The organism is Jeotgalibacillus haloalkalitolerans, assembly GCF_034427455.1.
In the GTDB taxonomy this organism is placed as follows: domain Bacteria; phylum Bacillota; class Bacilli; order Bacillales; family Jeotgalibacillaceae; genus Jeotgalibacillus; species Jeotgalibacillus haloalkalitolerans.
The window spans coordinates 1-19,698 of record NZ_JAXQNN010000008.1 but is presented as its reverse complement, the minus strand read 5'-3'; the positions used below and the strand labels follow the sequence as shown (position 1 = coordinate 19,698).

20 protein-coding genes are annotated in these 19,698 nt (G+C 45.2%); 13 read left to right on the top strand and 7 right to left on the bottom strand.

Going from position 1 to position 19,698, the window contains the following annotated elements:
- Window positions 1–14: 14 nt before the first annotated feature.
- The 12 genes from UFB30_RS15680 (at window position 15) to UFB30_RS15625 (ending at window position 10,354) form a co-directional block, all read left to right on the top strand.
- Window positions 15–1,145: a CpaE/TadZ family protein gene (locus tag UFB30_RS15680; RefSeq protein WP_322422642.1), complete on the top strand. Its 1,131-nt coding sequence runs from the start codon at window positions 15–17 to the stop codon at window positions 1,143–1,145.
- 13 nt (window positions 1,146–1,158) lie between these two features.
- The gene (locus tag UFB30_RS15675) at window positions 1,159–2,508 is read left to right on the top strand and encodes a TadA family conjugal transfer-associated ATPase (protein ID WP_322422641.1); all 1,350 of its coding nucleotides are present in this window, start codon (window positions 1,159–1,161) and stop codon (window positions 2,506–2,508) included.
- On the top strand, window positions 2,499–3,428 hold the full coding sequence (locus UFB30_RS15670; protein WP_322422640.1) for a type II secretion system F family protein: 930 nt from the start codon (window positions 2,499–2,501) through the stop codon (window positions 3,426–3,428). Before UFB30_RS15675 ends, UFB30_RS15670 begins: the two co-directional genes overlap by 10 nt.
- Before the next feature lie 9 nt (window positions 3,429–3,437).
- Window positions 3,438–4,373, top strand: coding sequence for a type II secretion system F family protein (locus UFB30_RS15665; protein WP_322422639.1), 936 nt, complete (start codon window positions 3,438–3,440; stop codon window positions 4,371–4,373).
- 22 nt (window positions 4,374–4,395) lie between these two features.
- On the top strand, window positions 4,396–4,611 hold the full coding sequence (locus tag UFB30_RS15660) for a hypothetical protein (RefSeq protein ID WP_322422638.1): 216 nt from the start codon (window positions 4,396–4,398) through the stop codon (window positions 4,609–4,611).
- 23 nt (window positions 4,612–4,634) lie between these two features.
- Window positions 4,635–6,047, top strand: coding sequence for a vWA domain-containing protein (locus tag UFB30_RS15655; RefSeq protein ID WP_322422637.1), 1,413 nt, complete (start codon window positions 4,635–4,637; stop codon window positions 6,045–6,047).
- 40 nt (window positions 6,048–6,087) lie between these two features.
- Window positions 6,088–6,483 carry a pilus assembly protein gene (locus tag UFB30_RS15650; RefSeq protein ID WP_322422636.1) on the top strand — a complete coding sequence of 132 codons (396 nt, stop codon included), beginning with the start codon at window positions 6,088–6,090 and terminating at the stop codon, window positions 6,481–6,483.
- Entirely contained in the window at window positions 6,480–7,154 is a 675-nt protein-coding gene (locus tag UFB30_RS15645; RefSeq protein ID WP_322422635.1) for a pilus assembly protein TadG-related protein, read from the top strand. Before UFB30_RS15650 ends, UFB30_RS15645 begins: the two co-directional genes overlap by 4 nt.
- A gap of 14 nt (window positions 7,155–7,168) precedes the next feature.
- The gene (locus UFB30_RS15640; RefSeq protein ID WP_322422634.1) at window positions 7,169–7,363 is read left to right on the top strand and encodes a hypothetical protein; all 195 of its coding nucleotides are present in this window, start codon (window positions 7,169–7,171) and stop codon (window positions 7,361–7,363) included.
- A 16-nt stretch (window positions 7,364–7,379) separates the two neighbouring features.
- On the top strand, window positions 7,380–8,096 hold the full coding sequence (locus tag UFB30_RS15635) for a hypothetical protein (protein ID WP_322422633.1): 717 nt from the start codon (window positions 7,380–7,382) through the stop codon (window positions 8,094–8,096).
- 13 nt (window positions 8,097–8,109) lie between these two features.
- Entirely contained in the window at window positions 8,110–9,504 is a 1,395-nt protein-coding gene (locus tag UFB30_RS15630) for a hypothetical protein (protein ID WP_322422632.1), read from the top strand.
- 61 nt (window positions 9,505–9,565) lie between these two features.
- Window positions 9,566–10,354: a hypothetical protein gene (locus UFB30_RS15625; protein ID WP_322422631.1), complete on the top strand. Its 789-nt coding sequence runs from the start codon at window positions 9,566–9,568 to the stop codon at window positions 10,352–10,354.
- Window positions 10,355–10,854: 500 nt separating this feature from the next.
- On the opposite strand, the gene gerD is transcribed toward UFB30_RS15625, so the two are convergent.
- Window positions 10,855–11,514, bottom strand: a complete 660-nt coding sequence (gerD, locus tag UFB30_RS15620; RefSeq protein ID WP_322422630.1) for a spore germination lipoprotein GerD — start codon at window positions 11,512–11,514, stop codon at window positions 10,855–10,857.
- 145 nt (window positions 11,515–11,659) lie between these two features.
- Here gerD and UFB30_RS15615 point away from each other — a divergent pair, with 145 nt between their 5' ends.
- On the top strand, window positions 11,660–12,325 hold the full coding sequence (locus tag UFB30_RS15615; protein WP_322422629.1) for a KinB-signaling pathway activation protein: 666 nt from the start codon (window positions 11,660–11,662) through the stop codon (window positions 12,323–12,325).
- Between the two features lie 698 nt (window positions 12,326–13,023).
- Here the strand turns inward: UFB30_RS15615 and UFB30_RS15610 are convergent.
- The 6 genes from UFB30_RS15610 to UFB30_RS15585 form a co-directional block, all read right to left on the bottom strand.
- Complete coding sequence (locus UFB30_RS15610) at window positions 13,024–13,698, bottom strand: class F sortase (RefSeq protein WP_322422628.1); 675 nt, start codon at window positions 13,696–13,698, stop codon at window positions 13,024–13,026.
- A gap of 61 nt (window positions 13,699–13,759) precedes the next feature.
- Window positions 13,760–15,130 carry a copper amine oxidase gene (locus UFB30_RS15605; RefSeq protein ID WP_322422627.1) on the bottom strand — a complete coding sequence of 457 codons (1,371 nt, stop codon included), beginning with the start codon at window positions 15,128–15,130 and terminating at the stop codon, window positions 13,760–13,762.
- A 464-nt stretch (window positions 15,131–15,594) separates the two neighbouring features.
- The gene (locus UFB30_RS15600; RefSeq protein ID WP_322422626.1) at window positions 15,595–16,962 is read right to left on the bottom strand and encodes a copper amine oxidase; all 1,368 of its coding nucleotides are present in this window, start codon (window positions 16,960–16,962) and stop codon (window positions 15,595–15,597) included.
- A 301-nt stretch (window positions 16,963–17,263) separates the two neighbouring features.
- The gene (locus tag UFB30_RS15595) at window positions 17,264–17,983 is read right to left on the bottom strand and encodes an anti-sigma factor (protein WP_322422625.1); all 720 of its coding nucleotides are present in this window, start codon (window positions 17,981–17,983) and stop codon (window positions 17,264–17,266) included.
- Window positions 17,967–18,545 carry an RNA polymerase sigma factor gene (locus UFB30_RS15590; RefSeq protein ID WP_322422624.1) on the bottom strand — a complete coding sequence of 193 codons (579 nt, stop codon included), beginning with the start codon at window positions 18,543–18,545 and terminating at the stop codon, window positions 17,967–17,969. The genes UFB30_RS15595 and UFB30_RS15590 overlap by 17 nt, the downstream gene beginning before the upstream one ends.
- A 146-nt stretch (window positions 18,546–18,691) precedes the next feature.
- Window positions 18,692–19,399, bottom strand: a complete 708-nt coding sequence (locus tag UFB30_RS15585) for a polysaccharide deacetylase family protein (protein ID WP_322422623.1) — start codon at window positions 19,397–19,399, stop codon at window positions 18,692–18,694.
- Window positions 19,400–19,698: the final 299 nt, after the last annotated feature.

The window sequence follows — 19,698 nt, the reverse complement described above, 5'->3', positions numbered from 1 at the left end:
GAGGAGGCTGTGCCATGGAAGAATTAGATGTGTTAGTGATTGGAAGAGAAGGTACCCTGATGTCTGCGATTCGCACAAGGCTGCCTGAAACATTAAAAACAGAAGCGCTCGATCCGTCCCATCTCAGATCCGAGCTAAAAAATAAACAGCCCAAAGTCATTTTACTGCTACATGATGAAGGCGACATTGAACGTGTTGCGCTGATCCAGTCCGAGCAGCTGCATGCGCCGGTCATCTTTATTCATGAATCTCATGACTTCCAGCTGTTCAGAGATCTCGTCAGAAGAGGCGTAACTGATTATCTCGTGATGCCGGAGGACCTTGAAGGACTGGGCGACCGGGTTGAAACGATTGTCTCAAGAGCTTCAGCTGAACAACCGAAAGAGCAGCTTTTCAAGAGAGGGAATGGAAAGGTCTTCAGTTTTTACAGCGGAAAAGGCGGCAGCGGGAAGACGTTTTTAAGTACTGCTTTCGCTCAGACACTGAAGCTGGAATCAACTGCCCAGGTTATTTACATTGACCTGAACCTTCAATACGGAGGCGGGGAAACATTCCTTGGCATTGAGCCGAACCGGACCATTATGGATTTAGAGCCGGTCGTGGAAGAGCTGAGCGAACACCATTTAAAAAACGTATCTGAAAAAGAACCGTTTTCCAAGCTCGACCTGTTAATTAGTCCGAGAGATGCCGAGCTTGCCGAGCGCCTGACAGAGGATTTTGTCACAAAAGTGCTCAGAGCCTGCCGCAGATCTTATGACTTTATTATTGTGGACCTGCCATCCTCTATTGATGAGAGAACATATGGCGCACTGATTGAAGCGGATAAAGTATTCTACACAATTGCACTCGATACACCGTCTATCCGCGTGTTAAAGCATGTAGAGAGCCTGTTTCAGAAGCTTGGGATTCCGACAGAGGATCGGCTGGAGCTTGTACTGAATGAAGTCGGTAAAGAAAATGAGCTGTCCAAAAAAGACCTTGAACGTTTTGTTACCTATCCGCATGCAGCGGAGATCAGACGGGATCTGAAGGGTGTCCAGGCCGGCATTAATAAGGGACAGCCCATCAGAAAAGAACCGAAGGAAAAGAAATTGATACCGGCAGCAAAAGATATGCGCAAGTGGGTAAGATCGATGCTGAAGTAAGGAGGGGAATGCAATGTCACTGTTTCAACGTACTAAACGCTCTCAGGCTGAACCGCAAAAAGAAAGCGTCCAGTCGGTGATGACGCCTTATCTGGAAGAATTGCTCGATCATTATAAGACGCGCCTGCTGGCTGAGACAAACCTTGAGCAGCTGACAGCAGCCGATGAGCATGAACGGAGAGCGTCGATTGACCGGCTTGTGAATCAATTCATGCTGGAAGAGAAAGTGGTCATTCCGCGCGGCGACCGTGAAGTGCTGATGTCACGCCTCATTGATGAAAGTGTCGGGTTCGGACCACTTGAGCAGCTGTTAAAAGATCCGACCATCACTGAAATACTCGTAAACGGTCCAAAAGAAGTATTCATTGAGCGTAACGGGCAGCTGCAGGAAAGCAGTGTCACCTTTAAGGATGATGATCATGTCCGCCATATCGTCGACCGCGTCATTGCACCGCTTGGCCGGCGGATTGATGAAAGCTCGCCGATGGTTGATGCCCGGCTACCGGATGGCAGTCGTGTGAATGCCGTGATTCCGCCGGTCAGTCTGAACGGTACGCTGATTTCCATCCGTAAATTCAGACAGGAGCCGATTGAAATGGACGATCTGCTCGAATTCGGCTCACTTGATGAACCGATGGCTGCATTTATCCAGGCGATTGTTGAAGCCAAAATGAATGTACTCATTTCAGGCGGAACCGGCAGCGGAAAGACGACACTCCTGAACGCTGCTGCTAAGGCAGTTCCTCCGGGAGAGCGGGTTATTACGATTGAAGATTCCGCAGAATTACGGCTCAACCGTGCAAGTGTCGTTGGCCTTGAAGCCCGCCCGCCAAATGTGGAGGGATCAGGTGAAGTTTCGATCCGTCAGCTTGTTAAAAACGCACTGCGTATGAGACCGGACCGGATCATTGTCGGTGAGGTGCGGGGCCCTGAAGCCTTTGACATGCTCCAGGCGATGAACACCGGTCACGAAGGCTCACTGACGACTGTTCACGCAAATACGCCAAGTGACGCAATCAATCGTGTAGAAGGCATGGTCGTTATGGCCGGAATGGATCTGCCGACACATATTATCCGTGAATACATTGTCGGCGCGCTCGATATGATCGTGCAGGCAGAGCGTCTCGGAGACGGGAAACGGAAGATCGTCAATATTTCTGAAGTATACGTGGATGACCATAACCAGGTAAAGCTGCAGGACATTTTTATTTTCAAACGCACAGGAACAGGTAAAGACGGAGAAGTACTTGGACATTTCGAACCGACCGGTATGATTCCAAAATGTGTAGAGCGGCTCAAACTGTTTGGAATTGAATTCGACGAACGTCTCTTCCAAAAAGGAGGCGAACCAATATGGACATGATCATTGCAGGCCTGATTGGTTCAGCTGCCCTCGCTCTTATCATCATGGTGTACTTCCTGCTTGATTACAGGCGTCACAAGCAGGACTGGAAAAAGAAGATGCGCACCTGGTACCCGGAAGAGAAGCGCAAGAGTGCGATCAGCGTCCTGGGAGACAGATATGATGAGTCACCATCATCTGAAAAGCTTCACAAAAAGCTGCAGCTGGCGAATGTGGGGCTGCTGCCATCTGAGTATATCGGTGCTCATATTGTAGGTTTTCTGCTCCTTTATGTGGTCTTTAACATGATTTTCAGTATGTCAGCTTTTATCAGTCTGGTACTGACAGTCGGGCTTCTGGCTTCATCACACTTCCTGCTCTTCTATTTACGTAAAAACCGCTATGAGGAGCGCTTTAATGAACAGCTGAGTGAAGTCTGCCGGCTGCTTGCGAATGCTTCTAAGAGCGGGATGACGGTAACGCAGGGGATTGACCTTGTAGCAAATGAAGTCAGCACGCCAGCTAAAGAAGAATTTAAAAGGATGTCATACGAACTCAAACTCGGTGTACCGCTTGAACAAGTGCTGAAAAAAGTGCAGGAGCGAAATACCTCAAGAGACTTTCAGCTCTTTGCAGCCACCCTCCTGATCCAGAAAAAAACAGGAGGCAACCTTGCTTCCACACTTGAGACGATGGCAACCACACTCGAAGACAGAAAAATTCTGCATCAGACAATCCGGACAATGACGTCAGAACAGCGTTACATCTCAATCATTGTACCGGCAATGCCAATTTTCATCCTGCTCGTCATGAACAATGTGATGGACGGCTTCACTGACCCGCTGACCACCACACCAGGGCTCATCATCCTTGCATTGTTCGGTGCAGGCATCATTCTTTCGTTCTTCCTGATCCGGAAGATTACGAATATCAAAGTGTAGGTGATCAAGATGGATGCCTTAATCATTTTATGTATTGTGCTGTTCTGGTTTCTCGTCCTGCTCGGACTCAGGAACTGGTCCGTCTATATCAAAGAAAAACGGGAATTGCTGCTTCATATCTCTGACGTCACAATGGTCGATGCATTCGAAAAAAAGGAGAAGAAGCGTAAGCAGCGTGCAGGGTTTATCGACAAGGCAACTAAATTCGCAGATGAATTTGCAGACCTTGGCCAGCGCATCAACTTCTTCAGTGTCAATCAGGATGTAGCAGACTGGCTGAAGAAATCGGGTAATCCATATGAGTTGACAGTTGCGCGTTTTCAGGGGCTGAAGATGATGCTAATGACAGTCGGCTTTTTCCTCGGAATGTTTTTCTTCTTCCTTGGACTGCCGCTATCACAATTTGGCATTGTACTGACACCGCTGCTTGGATATTTCCTGCCGATTATTGTCATACGTCAGCAGGTCAAACAGCGTCAGCAGGCCCTGCGGATGGATCTTCCGGACTTTCTGGATACTGTCAGTACAAGCCTTCAGGCAGGTGTAAGTCTGGACCAGGCTTTAAGGGAGGTGATCCGCTTTTTTGATGGTCCGCTCAGAGAAGAATTCACCCGCTTTATCCAGGAGATCGACTTAGGCGTACAGCGTGAGCACGCCTACCGCAATCTCCTTGAACGTAACAGCAACCAGGAATTCCAGCAGCTGATAAAATCACTCCTTCAGGGAATGAAGCTTGGCGTTCCGGTCGCCTCAACCTTTAAGCTGCAGGCAGAGGATATGAGGCAGTTAAGAGAAGAACAGGTCAAAGAGCTTGCAGCAAAGGCTTCACCGAAAGTGACGCTGGTAACGACTTTTATTGTGGCGCCGGTGTCGATTTTGATGGTAGCAGGACTGATGATATTGAATCTGATTTATGGCGACAACAGCTTAACGAATTTATTTTAAAAACAATCCAGGAGGAATAAAAATGAAAATGTTAAACGAATGGACACTTAAATTACTGATGGTGGTAGCAGCTCCGGTTAAAAACGAAAGAGGTTCCCAGACACTTGAATGGCTTGGAATTGCAGCGGTAGTCGTGATTGTTGTAGGCGTTATATCTCAGGCGTTCTATGGAGAAACAGCTGTCGGTGATGCCGTCTCAGGTAAGTTTATTGAGTTTATTAAATCAATCGGTTCATAAACAGACAGTTTGGAGGGATACAGATGACCGTAAAGAAATGGATACCGGCTGCATTGCTGATACTGGCACTTGCAGCCTGTGATGAAGAGGCAGAAAACGGGAGTCTGTCGGAAGAAACGCCAACAGAAACATCAGAGGAGTCAGTAAATAGTGACTCCTCTGATGAATCCGGGGAAGAAACACAGGAGTCTGAACAGGATGTACTTTCAGCAATTGGAGCACTTGATATTCCTGCTCCACCTGAATCAACAGAGGAATTCATCAGACAGAAATCGGGACCAATGGGCAGTGCCCAGATAGAAAGGTCTGCTGAGAAACATAAAGAGGAGTTTCTTGAAGCTTTTGGTGATATTCCTGCACTCCCTGAAGAGGCAACAGAAGAAGAGCTGGACGCCTATTTCAACTATATCTATTACCTGACGGCATACAGCTTCCCGGATCCTAAACATATTAGCGATCAGATGCAATTTTCACTATCAGGAACGCCTGAAGCTGAAGAGCGATTCCAATTTAAAGAGAATTATAATGTCGAGATTATATTGGACGCCAGCGGGTCGATGGGTGCCTATGCAGGAGATCAGACGAGAATGGAACAGGCAAAAGAGGAGATTAACAGCTTCCTGTCCTCAGTACCTGAAGAAGCTAACGTATCACTGCGTGTATATGGTCATGAAGGTACAGGAGATGAGGCGGATAAAGCCAAATCCTGTGGTGCGATTGAAGAAGTGTATGAAAGAGGTCCTTATGAGTCAGCTGCTTTCCAGGAGGCACTTAATCAGTTTGACCCTGCAGGCTGGACACCGGTAGCTGGTGCACTTGAATCATCTGCAGAGAGCTTCGCTGACCTGGATGCCGAAGAAAATACCAATCTTGTTTATCTGGTCAGTGATGGAATTGAAACCTGTGACGGCGATCCGGTAGCGGCTGCCAAAAGCTTTGCTGATAGTAACGTATCACCGATCATCAACGTCATTGGATTCAATGCAGATTCAGAAACGCAGGCACAGCTGCGTGATGTAGCAGAATCAGCTGATGGTATTTTTACAAATGTCAACAATGCTGCACAGCTGAGAGAAGAGTTTAAGCAGACTGAGGACATTCTGTTGAAATGGAAGCGCTGGAAGCAGGACGCCTCGATTGACTTAACGGATCATTCAAACACGCTCGCATTTGAGATTATTGATCTATCAAATGATTGGGATACTGCTGAATTAGGTCAAAAGCTGTCACTATATAATGCGAACCAGATTCTTCGCGAAGAAGGAAAGCTAACGCTTGACCAGCAGAAGATTCTTGAGGATAAAGCAGATGAAGTTCAGGAACGTTCTAATCAGGCAAGAGAAACATTGAAAGCTGAGCTTGAAAAACTCAATGAAGAGGAAGAGGCGGAAATCCAGAAACAGATTGAAGCGCTCTACCCGGATGAAGCGGAATAAGTGAAGTGGGTCCCCCGCTTCCGGAAAGGAGGAGAGAATCGTGCTGACAAAGCTTAAGCGTCATCTTGACGAAAGAGGTTCCATGACCATTGAATTTCTTGGGATGGTCCCACTCGTATTTTTAACAATCATGATTGCCTGGCAGCTGATTGCCGGCGCCCATGCTGTGATGCTGGCAGAATCAGCTGCAAGTGAAGCAGCAAAGGTATATGCGATTACGGCAGAAGCCTCCGAAGCACAGTCTGCTGCTGAAAACATTGTCAGTGCAGGAGGGAGCCACGTGAGTTTTAATGGAGCACCCATTTCCGGTACTGACCAGTTCTCTGCAGCTGTTACTGTAAATATCGATTTTGTCTTTTTGCCTTCCTCCTTTTTTCCGGAAGGGAAACCGACTTTCAGCTATACAGCTGATACCTCAGGAAAGGTGATCAAATGAGAGATGCAGTGAATAATGAGCGGGGGAATATCAGTATCTTTGTACTTGGTCTTCTGGTTATTCTGGCTGTGATGTTTGTGCTCGTACTGAACCTTTCTAATGTCCTGGTGGCAAAAGAACAGGCAAACAGCGCTGCACAGCAGGCAAGTCTTGCAGCCACTGCCGAGCTCTATGACAAGATGTATGAAGTCATTGAGGAATATGAATCTGAGGTGATCGGTCTGGTAGATTCCTATCCTGAAAAGATCGAAGAGAAAGTAGATAAAGAAGTTGAGCGGCTATCCTCAGGAGAGATGAGCGGTTATACGCTCAATGAAATTCAGACTGAAGCATTTGACCGCGTACTCGCTGAGGAGCTCTCTAAGGGGCTCGGAGATGATCTCCTTCGCAAAAAGATAGAGGAAGAGCTTGAATTCGACTGGTCTATTAGTATCCGTCAGACAGCGCGTAATGCCATTCTGACGAACGGAGGCTCACTTGAAGATGCAGAGCTGAAACTATTTGAGGATGGACGTATCGTGGTCAGAGCTTCACGTGATATAGAAGTGACAGACTCAAATGGCTGGCTCTCAGGTGTTGAAGAAAATATCGCAAGAACATCGGCCGGTCCGGAGATGTCCTTTGTAAAAGAGCTGAAAGATTGGGAGGAAAGAACTTACTCATTGAATTAAAGGAGCGGATTAATATGAAAAAACTACAACGCTGGAAGAGAACATACTTCTTTCTAATGATCTTTATCTATGCAGTCTTTATCCCTGTAACCACACTTGAATGGCTATTTGCAGACGGAAGCTTTCCTATCACAGCAATTGCGGTTGGATCTGCTTTGCCAGTCATTAAAAAAAATCACCTGAACCAATTAGAACAGCAGGCAGTTTGAAAGGAGTGAGGGGGAGATGGATCAGCCTCTTAAATTTGCTTTAACTTTTTTCAGCAGGACCTACGAACGGATCCTGCTTATCGTATTATTCATTCAGGTCCCGCTTTTAGCTGCGTATTTTTTCATCGCAAACTATATATATGCTGTAACCCCTACCTATGGAAGCCTGTATTCGGCTGCAGATATTTATAATGCGTGGTTCATGATTATGTTCTTTTTATTCGCGCAGGTGCCGTTTTTATACTTCTGGCACTACGAAGAATCCGGTCATGAAAAACCACTGAGATATGCATTTTTGCAAACGATGATCCAGTCATTTCATTTCTTTGTATTTGCCGTTGCAATCAGTCTGCTGGTTACGATCGGTTTCGCTGCTTTTGTATTGCCGGGGTTAATTATACTGGGTCTGTTCATCAGTGCCCCGGTTATTGCCATCATGGATCAGAAATCAGTATGGAAATCGGTGAGAGAAAGCATTAGATTGTTTAAACGCAACCACTGGAAAATAATGCTTCTGATGATTTTCTTCAGTATCACTGAACTCGCTGTGTCTGTCTTTGCCCAGACAATGATTATCTCCATTACAGAATCATTCATGGCGATCGTGCTGAGTCATCTTGTGCTGAATACAATTTTTCTTCCTCTGTTTTACTTGACCCTCGCTGTTTTAGTAGCGAAATGGAGACAGGAACTTGGACTATTTGAGACGGGAGAAGAACTTACTACTTATTGAGGAGGACTTATACATGCTTAAAAAAATCTTTGCAGCAATTGTCATTTTATGTGTCGTCTCAAACTCAGTCCTTTTCTCCTTCGCTGCCGCTGTCAGTCCGTGGGATGGTAACTCATGGGAGGGTAATGCCTTTGATGGAAATCCATGGGACGGTAACTCGTGGGAAGGAAATACGATTGATGGAAATCCGTGGGATGGTAACCCATGGGATGGAACTTCAGGTAATCAAACTGGAGGCCCTTCAAATGGAACCGGTGCTAATGGAGGCGATTATTCATTTGAAGGTGCACCTTGGACGCTGGCGCCATGGCTGGGACAACCCGGGCTGGGACAACCAGGGGCAAACCCTTATCCGGTAGGACCTAATCAGCCGGGCTATATAGGAGATTTGCAAGGACCTATCATGTGGCCTGGTTTCACAGGAAATAATCAGGTGCCTGGAATGCTGGATGGAAACCAGGGCTTGGTTACAGATTTAAATGTTGATGGAACAGCGCCTATTGACCCTATAATCCCAGTCGGTTTAAGCCCTTATGAATATAGCGCTTATGCCCAGGCATTGGAAAGTGGTGGTGGTGGAGTCGGTCAGGAACCTGGGGTAGAAACGCCTGAGTGGGTTGGGGTCTCGAAATACATAACAAACGACCTCATCATGAGTCAGGTGAAATTGGCAGTTGATGCTTCTACTAATGAAAGCTTTGGTTTCAAAGATGTAGCCTCATTCAAACGTGGAATCTTGTGGGGCGGTATGAAAACTTTCATGAAGGATAACGAGACCGTTAAGCTTGTGGATGACATGATTACCGCTAAAAGTGTTATCACAGAGGGGTATACAGCAGCGCGCTCTTTTGGTCAAAGTGGTGCCGCTTTGGATTCAGCAGCAGATAGTATAAAGGCACTTCAACAGGCTCAACCTTTAAGTCAGATCAGTTCTTCGCCGGGTTCAACAGCGGCCGCATTAAGTACTACGACCGGAGCGCTAGCTAAGTTTAATTTAGCGAGTGCTGCTGTTGGAACTGTGTTTGGCAGCATTGAAACAGGGTTTAAGTCAGCAAATGCTTATGATGTAATAAACTCAAATGCCGCTACAACTGAAAAAGTATCTGCTACTGCTGACGCTACGGCTTCTCTTGGTCAAACACTCATGAGTGCAGGAACCGTTGCAGGGTTTATTCCAGGCGCACAGGCAGCCGCACCATTTCTCATCGTGGGTGGAGCAGTGCTTTGGGGTGGATCGCGTGCAGTTAAGTTTTTAGCTGATAATTGGGAAGGTGTTAAGCAATTTAGAAGGGACTTTATGAAAAATCCATTGAATGCAACAAAGGATCTTGCTTCAAAGGGTGTTGATAAAGTTCAAGAGCATCTTTCAAATGGCTGGAGTACTGTAAAGGGTCTCTTTGGAAATTGATCAGCTGTCACGATATAATTAAGTCAGTTAATAAACAGTGCTGACTGAAGGAGGTAGACGGATGATCCAATTAGAATGGGAACAGGCAAAAAAGAACGCCAAAAAGCATAAAAAACTGTTTGAGGATATGGTTGTGCATCCTAACTCGGTAAAGCTGAATGGTGCTTATTATTTTGAAGCGAATTACCTTAAAAAGAGAACTGATCACGCGATAGGTAAAGCAATTATTTCCGGAAATGGCGGGAATGAAGAAGATGCAAAAAAAGTGCATGACCTGCTAATCACTTTTCATCATACAATTATTGCGATATTTACCTCGTCTGACGAAAGGTCCAGGATCTCACCCGTTTTTTACGATGAAGCTTTAAAGGTGTCTGAAAGAGGATCAGGTGAAAAAATAGAAAACGGCAAGGCTGTTATCACTGAGATGGGAGAATTGCTCAAATATTTGAAAGTAGAATATAAAAAAGTCACGGATTTCATCAGCGGTTCTGTTGAAGTCACAGAAGAAGCACACCGTTTTTTAACAGACCAGGCGGCTAGATTGACAGCTTGTCAGATCAACATGATCCGTCTTTCTGCAGATTTTGACGGCATACTTGCGGATTGGAAAGAAGAGATGAAAGAGCAGGGGCTGTGGAATGAACTAAGTCGTGAAACGCAGAATTATTATCATGGAACGCTTATGCCTTCCGGAAACAAAATAAGCAGGGATTTATACAATGGATATCCTGAATTACCAGACGGTAGTCTTGAGGAACAGGCAGCTTCCCTGGACAATGCTTTTCAGGAAAGACATGCAGAATGGATTGTTAAATCAAGAAGTCTGTTGAGATGGCCAAAGGTTTAAATAACTTTGAAGAGGAGAGGGATTCATTTTTTTATGAACCCTCTTTTTTATAAAATGCTTATTGTCAACAGGGATATGCTGATTTTAAGAAGATTGATCATGAGTGTGATAGAGAGCGAAATAAAAACTGTCGAGAAGAAAGCAATATAAAAAGTTCATGGAGAAATTCGAAGTAAATCCAAACCCTGTGAATGTCAATCATAAGCACTACTATGAAGCCATTTATACAAACTTTAAAGGCGAGGTAACCGGTACTGCGATTCTCGGTGAAAATGTCCGGACGTTCTATCAGGAGATGCTTAAGAGAAAAGAATCTGGCTCTTCTTGCGACAAAAGATGTCCCGGAGGCAAAGTATTGGAAAGGTCAAATAGATGAGATCTATCCGATTGGGGCAGAAAGAATAGAACATGAAATTATCGGCTATAGAAAGAACTTGCGATTTCCAGAGCCGTGGTGAAAAAGCACCTTTAACATTGAAAGGTGCTCTTTGAAGGACAAATCACTGCCCCATCCCGCCACCGCTCTCACTTTCACTGTTACCATCACCGCCGCCATCTCCCCCACCGCCACTACCACCGTCTCCCTGACCGCCACCGCCTTCACCGCCGTCAGCCTGTTGCTGTGTGCCTTCTTCGCCCATTTCCTTAGCTGCTTCAAGCAGCAAGTCCTGGATTTCCTTTTTCACCAGCGGACTTTCCATCATCTCAAGCATCAGCTTTTTCGTTTCTTCTTTATAAGCCTGGCTGTTCAGGACGGACATGGTCTGCTCGTGCATCGCGGGATCCTGCATGATGGTCAGGATCATACTCTGATATTCGGGATCTTTCATGAGGTCCTTCAACAGCTGCTCCTGCTCAGTTTTCATACTTTTCGCAAGTGTTTCTGCAAATTCGGGATCAGCAAACGTCTTTTTCCAGAATTCCTGTCCTTCTTTAGATAAGAGGGTCGTCTGAATGGACTCTTTGACAATCGGCTGATCAATGACAAGCTCTTTTTTGATTTCTTCATCTGCCAGCAGCTCTTTGACTGCTTTTTTCCCATCATCGGTTTTTAAAAGGTCAGTCACCATCTGCTTTGTTTCCTCATAACTGGTCTTTTCTCCCGCACATCCGGTTAAAAGCAGAACCAACGCTGAACTCACTAACAATTCTTTCTTCATCTCGACACCTCCCGTACAGGCATTTTACATAGCTTTTGCGTAAAAGGCTGAAATATACACGTTCACATAGCAGTCATGGATTTTTCACATGACGACTGGTACAATCGAATGAGAATGTGTATTTACAGATGTGGAGGATATAGACGTGACCATACGAAATTGGATCCGTTTCTTTATGATGACACTGCTGGTCGGCGGAGTCACCACAGGAATCGTAGGAATTACAGTCCGCTGGAGTGAGTTATCAACTCAGTTCGCGGGTGAAGATAGTATAGAGATATTATCAGTCATCGTGTGGATGATTGGGGTCGGGATGACATTCAGTGTATTAAGTCAGATGGGGTACTTTGCCTACCTGACCATTCACCAGTTCGGGCTCAGCATTTTCCGTTCACTAAAGCTGTGGAACTGGGTGCAAATGGTACTTGTCGCATTCGTCCTGTTTGACCTGGTATACTTCCGCTTTGAAGCATTTGCAGATGACGGCGATTCGCTGCTGCCATACTTCTCACTCGCTGCATTTTTACTTGTAGTCGGTGTGATTGTATCGCTGCTAAAAGCGAAGCAGGCGAAGAATAAAATGATTTTCCCATCAACGCTATTCTTCATGGTCGTTGTGACAACACTTGAATGGCTGCCGGTGCTCAGAAGTAACGAAAACTACTGGCTGATCACGATCATGTTCACACTGATCGCGACCAACGCATACCAGATGCTTGCGTTACCTAAATATAATGAGCGGTCTAAAAAGGATCGTGAAGCACGACTGGCGCGGAAAGCCGCACGTGAACAAGAAGCAAAAGCAAAGTAAAAGCATGCCTGCGGGCGTGCTTTTTTCTTTTTGTGGGGAAGGGCGAGCGTCCGGTTTTCTGTGAGCGAATATTTTAAAAGGTGATGTAATAACTACCAAAGGTGAGCGAATCAATCGGGAAGGTGGCGTAATTCCGCTGTCCGCAGCAGCCGGTGAACGAATAAATCAAAAGCTGGTGCGAAAAACATAAAAGGTGATAGATATAACCAGAAAGGTGATCTAATTAACCGGCCGAACGCCGCCCGCCCGCGGAGCCCTGTAGTAGAGCGGTTCGGTAGTGCGTGCTCGAATACTTTAAAAGATGATGTAATAACTTACAAAGGTGAGCGAATAAATTGAGAAGGTGTCGTAATTCCGCTGTCCTCAGTAGCCGATAAACGAATAAATCAAAAGCCGTCGTGAAAAACTCCAAAGGTGATAGATATAATCCGAAAGGTGATCTAATTCACCAACCGCCCGACCGCAGAGCTCCGGCCCAGTGGAAGAGCGGTTCGATGATGGATGTTCGAATACTTCAAAAGATGATGTAATAACTTACAAAGGTGATAGATATAATCCGAAAGGTGATCTAATTCACCAGCCGCCCACCACCCGCCTGCAGAGCCCGTCCACCCGCAAAGTCATACACCCATTCAGCCCATACACACTCCGCCAAAACCCAACCTCATCTAAAAATCCCCATTAAAAAAAGCCCTCAATCAGGCTTCTTTTAACTCCGTATACACAACCAGCCGCTGATTATAATTATTCGAGTCACGATCATAATCCCCTGTACACGTAATCAGGTTCAATGACCGGTCCGTTGTATAGCCGAAGATCTCTTCAACCGGGGCATCATCCCACGGATATTCCACCATTTCAGTCACGACAAAAACGAGCTGCTCACCATTTTCATCACTTACAATGATCTCATCCCCGACAGACAGAAACTGCAGATCATAGAAAATCGCTGCACCCTCATAGCTGTCAACGTGTCCGCCAATAACGGCATTTCCCTGGCTGCCCGGCTTATAGCCTTTTTCATACCAGCCTGTTGTCTCAAAGCTTTCCGTCACAGCCATTTCACCTGTTTCAGTCAATCCGACTTTTTCAACTGGCGCTGACAATCCAATAGAAGGAATATCAAGCTTTGACGGGATCAGACTTTTCGGAGGGTCCCAGTTTACTTCAGGATGCTCATCTTCCTCAGCAGGAGGTGCTTCTTCAGCAATCTCCTCACCAGCTGTATCTGACAGCACGTCTTCAGCAGGCGCGGCAGCTTCACTGGTTTCAGCCGGCTGCTCCTGTTTTGAAAACTGATTCATTACAGATTCTATGCTGCAAGCAGAAAGAAGCAGTGTAAATCCTATTAATAGTACACACTTTTTAATCACATCGCTCACTCCTGATAAAAAGGGCAGGCTTCTCAGCGCTGCCCTCAATTAAAATCATGAATTACTGCTTATCAGATCCATATTTTCTGACAGCCAGTGCTGATCCGCCAATCATCACAAATAGCAGAGCCATCAGGTAGCCGATCGGGAATCCATTTTCTTCAGCAGCCGCCATACCACCCATACCAGTGCTTGGCATACCAGGCATGTCTCCACCGAACTGATCCGGGAACTGGTCAACAATCGCTGCTGACAGTCCTGCAGCCGGCATTGTCATATGTGCCCATGCTTCGCGGATTGAACTGTAAGCTGTTTCGTAATCACCTGCAACATAAGAATCAAATGCAGTAAGCAATTGACCAACGTGCTCAGTTAATCCAGCTTCAAGGTCAGCAGCAGGGATACGGCCTTCTGTTGCTGTCTCAAGGAATGCAGCCTGTTCAACGATATAACCGTCAAGCTCAGCTTTTGCCGCTTCCTGTCCTTCAGTGTTGCCTTCACCCGTTGCTACAACATAATCTACGAAGTAGCCGATGTGAGAGTTCCAGATCTCAGCAAATTGTGCGCCTGCATCTTCACCATAGACAGAAGCAACAGCAGCAGCCAGATCATCAGCATTTGCGTTTAGTGCAGCGGCAGCCTGATCAAAGCTTTCAGCACCGTCAGCACCATCCTGCATTGCCATTGCAGCAAGTCCAGCGTGCTCAGTGAATACATAATTCAACTGTGCGCGAAGGTCAATCGCAGGTGTATCAGGATTTGTGTTTTCAAACTGATCCGGGAACTGGTCAGCGATTGCAACTGACAGCTGTTCAGCAAATCCACCCATGTGCATGATTGCTTCACGTTCCTGAGTGTAAGCTGTCTCGAAATCACCTTCTGCATAAGCATCAAAAGCTGTTAACAGCATATCGATATGCATTTGAAGTCCTTCTTCAAGAGCAGCGGCAGGGAGGCGGTCTTCTGTTGCAGTTGCAAAGAATGCAGCCTGTTCCACTTTATATTCTTCCAGTTCAGCAAGCGCCTGATCAATACCTTCCTGATTATCTTCAGCAGTTGCCGTCACGTAATCAACAAAGTAGCCGATGTGAGAGTTCCAGATTTCAAGGAATGCAGCGCCATTTTCTTCACCGTATACTGATGATACAGCAGCAGCGATATCATCCGAATTAGATGTTAAAGCGGCAGCAGCCTGGTCAAAGTCTTCAGCACCGTCAACACCTTTACGCATCGCTTCGATTGCCAGAAATGCGTGCTCAGTTAAAGCAGTATCAAGCGTAATGCGAAGCTCAGCGGCCGGAGTCGCAGTACCCATTTCCATCCCTGATTCTGAATGTCCTGAATGATCTCCGTGATCCTCTGCAAGTGCGGCCGTTGGCATAAGTAACATGATGCTCATTGGGACAACTAACATACTTTTCTTCAACTTCATGTGTCGAATCTCTCCTTTTTCTTGCTTAATTTCCAGCGCGAAAATTAAACGTTCCCATCTTTTATTGTGATGGCAGGTTATGTCAAAGAAGTGTGTGTCTGACTCCTTCGCGATTACACAGCCGGGAGAGACGCTTCAAGAGTAAGAAGGTCGTCCGTATGTACAGAAGCAAAGAATGATGCTGAACCGCATTATAAAATAAAAACATTCAGAATTTTTTCGCTGGTTAGTTCTTTGGTTTCCCTAAAGACTTTTGATCTAAACACTTTTTATAAATAATAAATTTAAATTTAATTAAATAAAATAATTAGCCCTTTATACCTAAATATCGACGTATAAAACAATTGTTGTGACAAGTGATGGGTTTTTAGGCTTACTTGTTAATAATTTTAAAATAATATTATTTAACTAAACACAATAGAAAAGAGCGGGCTATATCAGCACCGCTCTCCTATTATTCGACATTATTTGTTATCAGATGCAAATTTTCTCACAGCAATTGCTGAACCGCCAAGCATCACAAACAGTAGTGCAATCAGGTAACCGATCGGGAAGCCGTTCTCGTCAGCTGATCCACCCATACCTGTGTTTGGCATTTCTTCCGGCATTTCATGACCGAACTGCTCAGGGAACTGGTCTGTAATTGCTGCTGACAGTCCTGCAGCCGGCATTGTCATATGCGCCCATGCTTCACGGATTGAGCTGTAAGCTGTTTCGTAATCGCCTGCCACATATGAATCAAAAGCTGTTAATAATTGTTCAACGTGTGCTGTCAAACCTGCTTCAAGATCTTCAGCAGATAGACGTTCTTCTGTTGCTGTCTCAAGGAATGCAGCCTGCTCAACAATGTAGCCGTCAAGCTCTGCTTTTGCAGCTTCTTGACCTTCAGTATCACCTTCACCGGTTGCTACAACATAATCTACGAAATAACCGATATGAGAATTCCAGATCTCAGAGAACTGATCGCCAGCATCTTCACCATAGACAGAAGCAACAGCAGCTGACAGGTCATCGGCATTAGCAGTCAAAGCGCCCGCAGCCTGGTCGAAGCTTTCAGCACCATCTGCGCCATCCTGCATTGCCATTGCAGCAAGTCCAGCGTGCTCGGTAAATACATAATTCAATTGTGCACGAAGATCAATTGCCGGTGTATCAGGATTTGTGTTTTCAAACTGATCCGGGAACTGGTCAGCAATTGCAACAGAAAGCTGCTCAGCGAACATACTCATGTGATGAATTGCCTCACGCTCATTTGTATAAGCTGTTTCAAAATCACCTTCAGCGTATGCGTCAAATGCCATCAGTAGCTGATCAATGTGCATTTGAAGTCCTTCTTCAAGTGCATCGGCAGGGAGGCGGTCTTCTGTTGCAGTCGCAAAGAATGCAGCCTGTTCTTTCTTATACTCTTCAAGTTCAGCAAGCGCCTGATCAATACCTTCCTGATTTCCTTCGGCAGTCGCTGTTACATAATCAACAAAATAACCGATGTGAGAGTTCCAGATTTCAAGGAACGCTGCACCATTCTCTTCTCCGTATACAGAAGATACAGCAGCAGCGATATCATCTGAGTTCGCTGTCAGCGCAGCAGCGGCCTGATCAAAATCTTCAGCGCCGTCAACGCCTTTGCGCATTGCTTCAATTGCAAGGAATGCATGCTCCGTTAAAGCAGTGTCCAGCGTAATACGAAGCTCAGCAGCTGGAGTCGCAGTACCCATCTCCATACCGGATTCAGCTTTGCCTGAGTGGTCTCCGTGATCCTCAGCAAGTGCGGCTGTTGGCATAAGTAACATAAGGCTCATTGGAACAACGAACATACTCTTTTTCAATTTCATGGTTAATTCTCTCCTTTTTGTATTGTGATTTGATTTCGAACAGCTAACGAAGAGAGATCAGATTTGGATCACTTTTTTAAAAACTTTTTTGAAAAAGAATATTTGATGCGGTTAAAAGCGTTGGTATAAAAGGATTTTGAAGGGGAGAAAGCTTTTCTCGATTCAGTCTATTAATGTGTTTAGGCAGTGTTAATTGGAACGCAGGGAGGGGCAGCAGCCGCCTGTGTAAAATACTGCAGAATAAACTAAAAAAGAAGCACCAGACTGTTTAATCAGCCTGGTGCTTCCTTCTATATAAACCTTAAATCTCTGAAGCAAGAATAATCTCACCCTCCGGAAGCTCGCTATTCGCATCCGGTTCCAGTGAAACAGCAACTGTATCCCAGTCACGTTCTGCGTATTCTTCATTTAACGTGAAAATCACAGAGCCTCTTCCTTCATTATCGATCACGAAAGTACCGGCGCGCTCAGGCTGTCCGTCCTGTAATAGCCAGACCTGATACACTTCTTCCTCAGATAAGGCAGCAAGATTCGATGCCTGTACAACCAGTCTCTTTTCTTCACCCTGCTCAATAATACTTGCCGTACCACTCGCATCTCCAGCTGTCGGTGCAAGCTCAGCGTATTGAAGTACCTGATCAATCGTCGCCTGTTGTACAATATCGGCTTCATCTGACAATTGGGTAAACAAGTAAGCATTTCCGAACAGTGAAATTGCCAGAAGTGCAGCAATTGATGGCAGCATCCACTGCCGCTTCTTCTTAGAAGGGCGAAGGGGAGCTGGTTTTACTGGTTCAGGGCGATCAGCAGTCTCTATCTTTGCAAAAATCCGTTCTTCCATTCCTGCTGGCGGTTCAACCGGATCAGCTGCATAGGGAAGCGTATCTTCGAGTGACTTGAGGTCTGCAAGAATTTCCTGGCAGTCTGCACACTCAGACAGATGCTTTTCAAAAGCTGCTTTTTCAATATCATCCAAATGCTGATTATAATAATCGAGCACGTGGTCACACTGCTGAGTCATCCTCATGTCCTCCTTTCCCTTTGAGGCAAGCCTTCAAATGCTTAAGTGCAAGGCGGATCCGACCTTTAATCGTTCCGAGCGGCGTATCGGTTTTCTTAGAAATCGCCTGCTGGGTTAACCCGTTGAAATAAAACAACTGAACAATCTGCTGCTGTTCTTCTTTCAATGCACTCATACATTCCTGTATTGCTGAACCTCTTTCTTTCCATTCTAAAATATCTGCCGGTGTTTCCTCCGACACTCTTAATGTATCTTTCTCAATATACTCAACCGTTTCATGACGGTTTCGCTTGCGCAGTGCATCCAGACAAGTGTTTCGGGTCATCGTTAAGAGCCACGAAGAAAACTTCCCTTTAGACTGATCATAAGGTGCATGTTTCTTCCATAACTTAAGAAACACTTCTTGAATGGCCTCTTCAGCTACTTCCTGATCCTGCGTCATTTTATATGAGAATGAATAAATAAGCTTTTCATACTTCTGGTAAAGCTGGCGCAAAGCCTGGGCATCCTGCTCGTGCACAACCTTGTGATACAAATCAATATCCGTTAATTGCTGCGACATAGCATACTCCTTTAATTCGACGTTTGTTCATTAATCGTACTAAACAACCGTCATTAAAACAATTCTCTGCACAGCTAACGAAAAAGAACTGTATTTGGATCACTTTTCAGTTTAATTATTTCTCAAAAGGGTAAAGAAAAAATTTATCACTCTAATAACTTTATTTTACTATCAGAAGATGCAAGCAGCTCAAGGATAGAAACATACTTAAGTTCCTTCGTAGCGGTTAGCGCGCGATACCACTTACCCCAGCTTTCCTGCATCTTATCCTGATTATTAACCAGATCAAGAGCCACTACAGCCCCGTCAACAGAAGTATCTTTCTCAGTTAACCCATTTTCATCTATTAGATAATCAACCACTAACAGTTCCTGCGCCCTCAGCCTTTTCACAACAGCGGGGGAGAGAAGCTCGCCCTTAGTCCGGTAATAAGCAGGCTGAAGTTCCTGCTCCTTAAAAAAAGACAGCAGGTTTGAAATGTGGCGATCCATCTCAGACTCCGTCATCTTTTCATATCTTCCTGGATGAAGATCATAAATGCCAATATCATATCCGGAAGTCAACAGCTCTTCCGTTAAATCAGCATGGCGGTCCACCCAGGCAGGATCAAGAAAGAATGTAGCTTTTTGAATACCCTTCTCTTTTAAATCACCCAGCAGCCAGCTGACAGATTCATCACCAATCGTCACATTAAACGTAAGTGCAGTTCCCTGATTGCCTTTATAAATAATCCCCGGAGAAGGCCAGACGCCACTCACTTCCATTACACGAGAAGCTCCAGGCGCTAATAGAAAAATCATCACAAGCCCCACAATCAAAAGAGCAGAATAAAAACGAACCGATAAACTCCTCACCATCAACACCCCCAAAAAAATCCTTGTAAAAGTGTATGAATGAGATAGAGAAAGTAGAAGGTAAAGAGGTGGGTTTATAAAAGAAATAACCTTTTTAAAATTTCTTTGTAAAAAAGCATTGACCAACCTTAAAAACGATGGTAAATTAATAAGCGTCGCTTTTGGAGCGCCAAACAAAATCTCATCAAAAACTTTTTCAAAAAAGTATTTGACATAATATTTTGAAAGATGTTATGATAGATTGGTCGCTTGAGAGAGCAACACCGCATTTCTTCCTTATAAAGAAGAAAGCGAAAAGA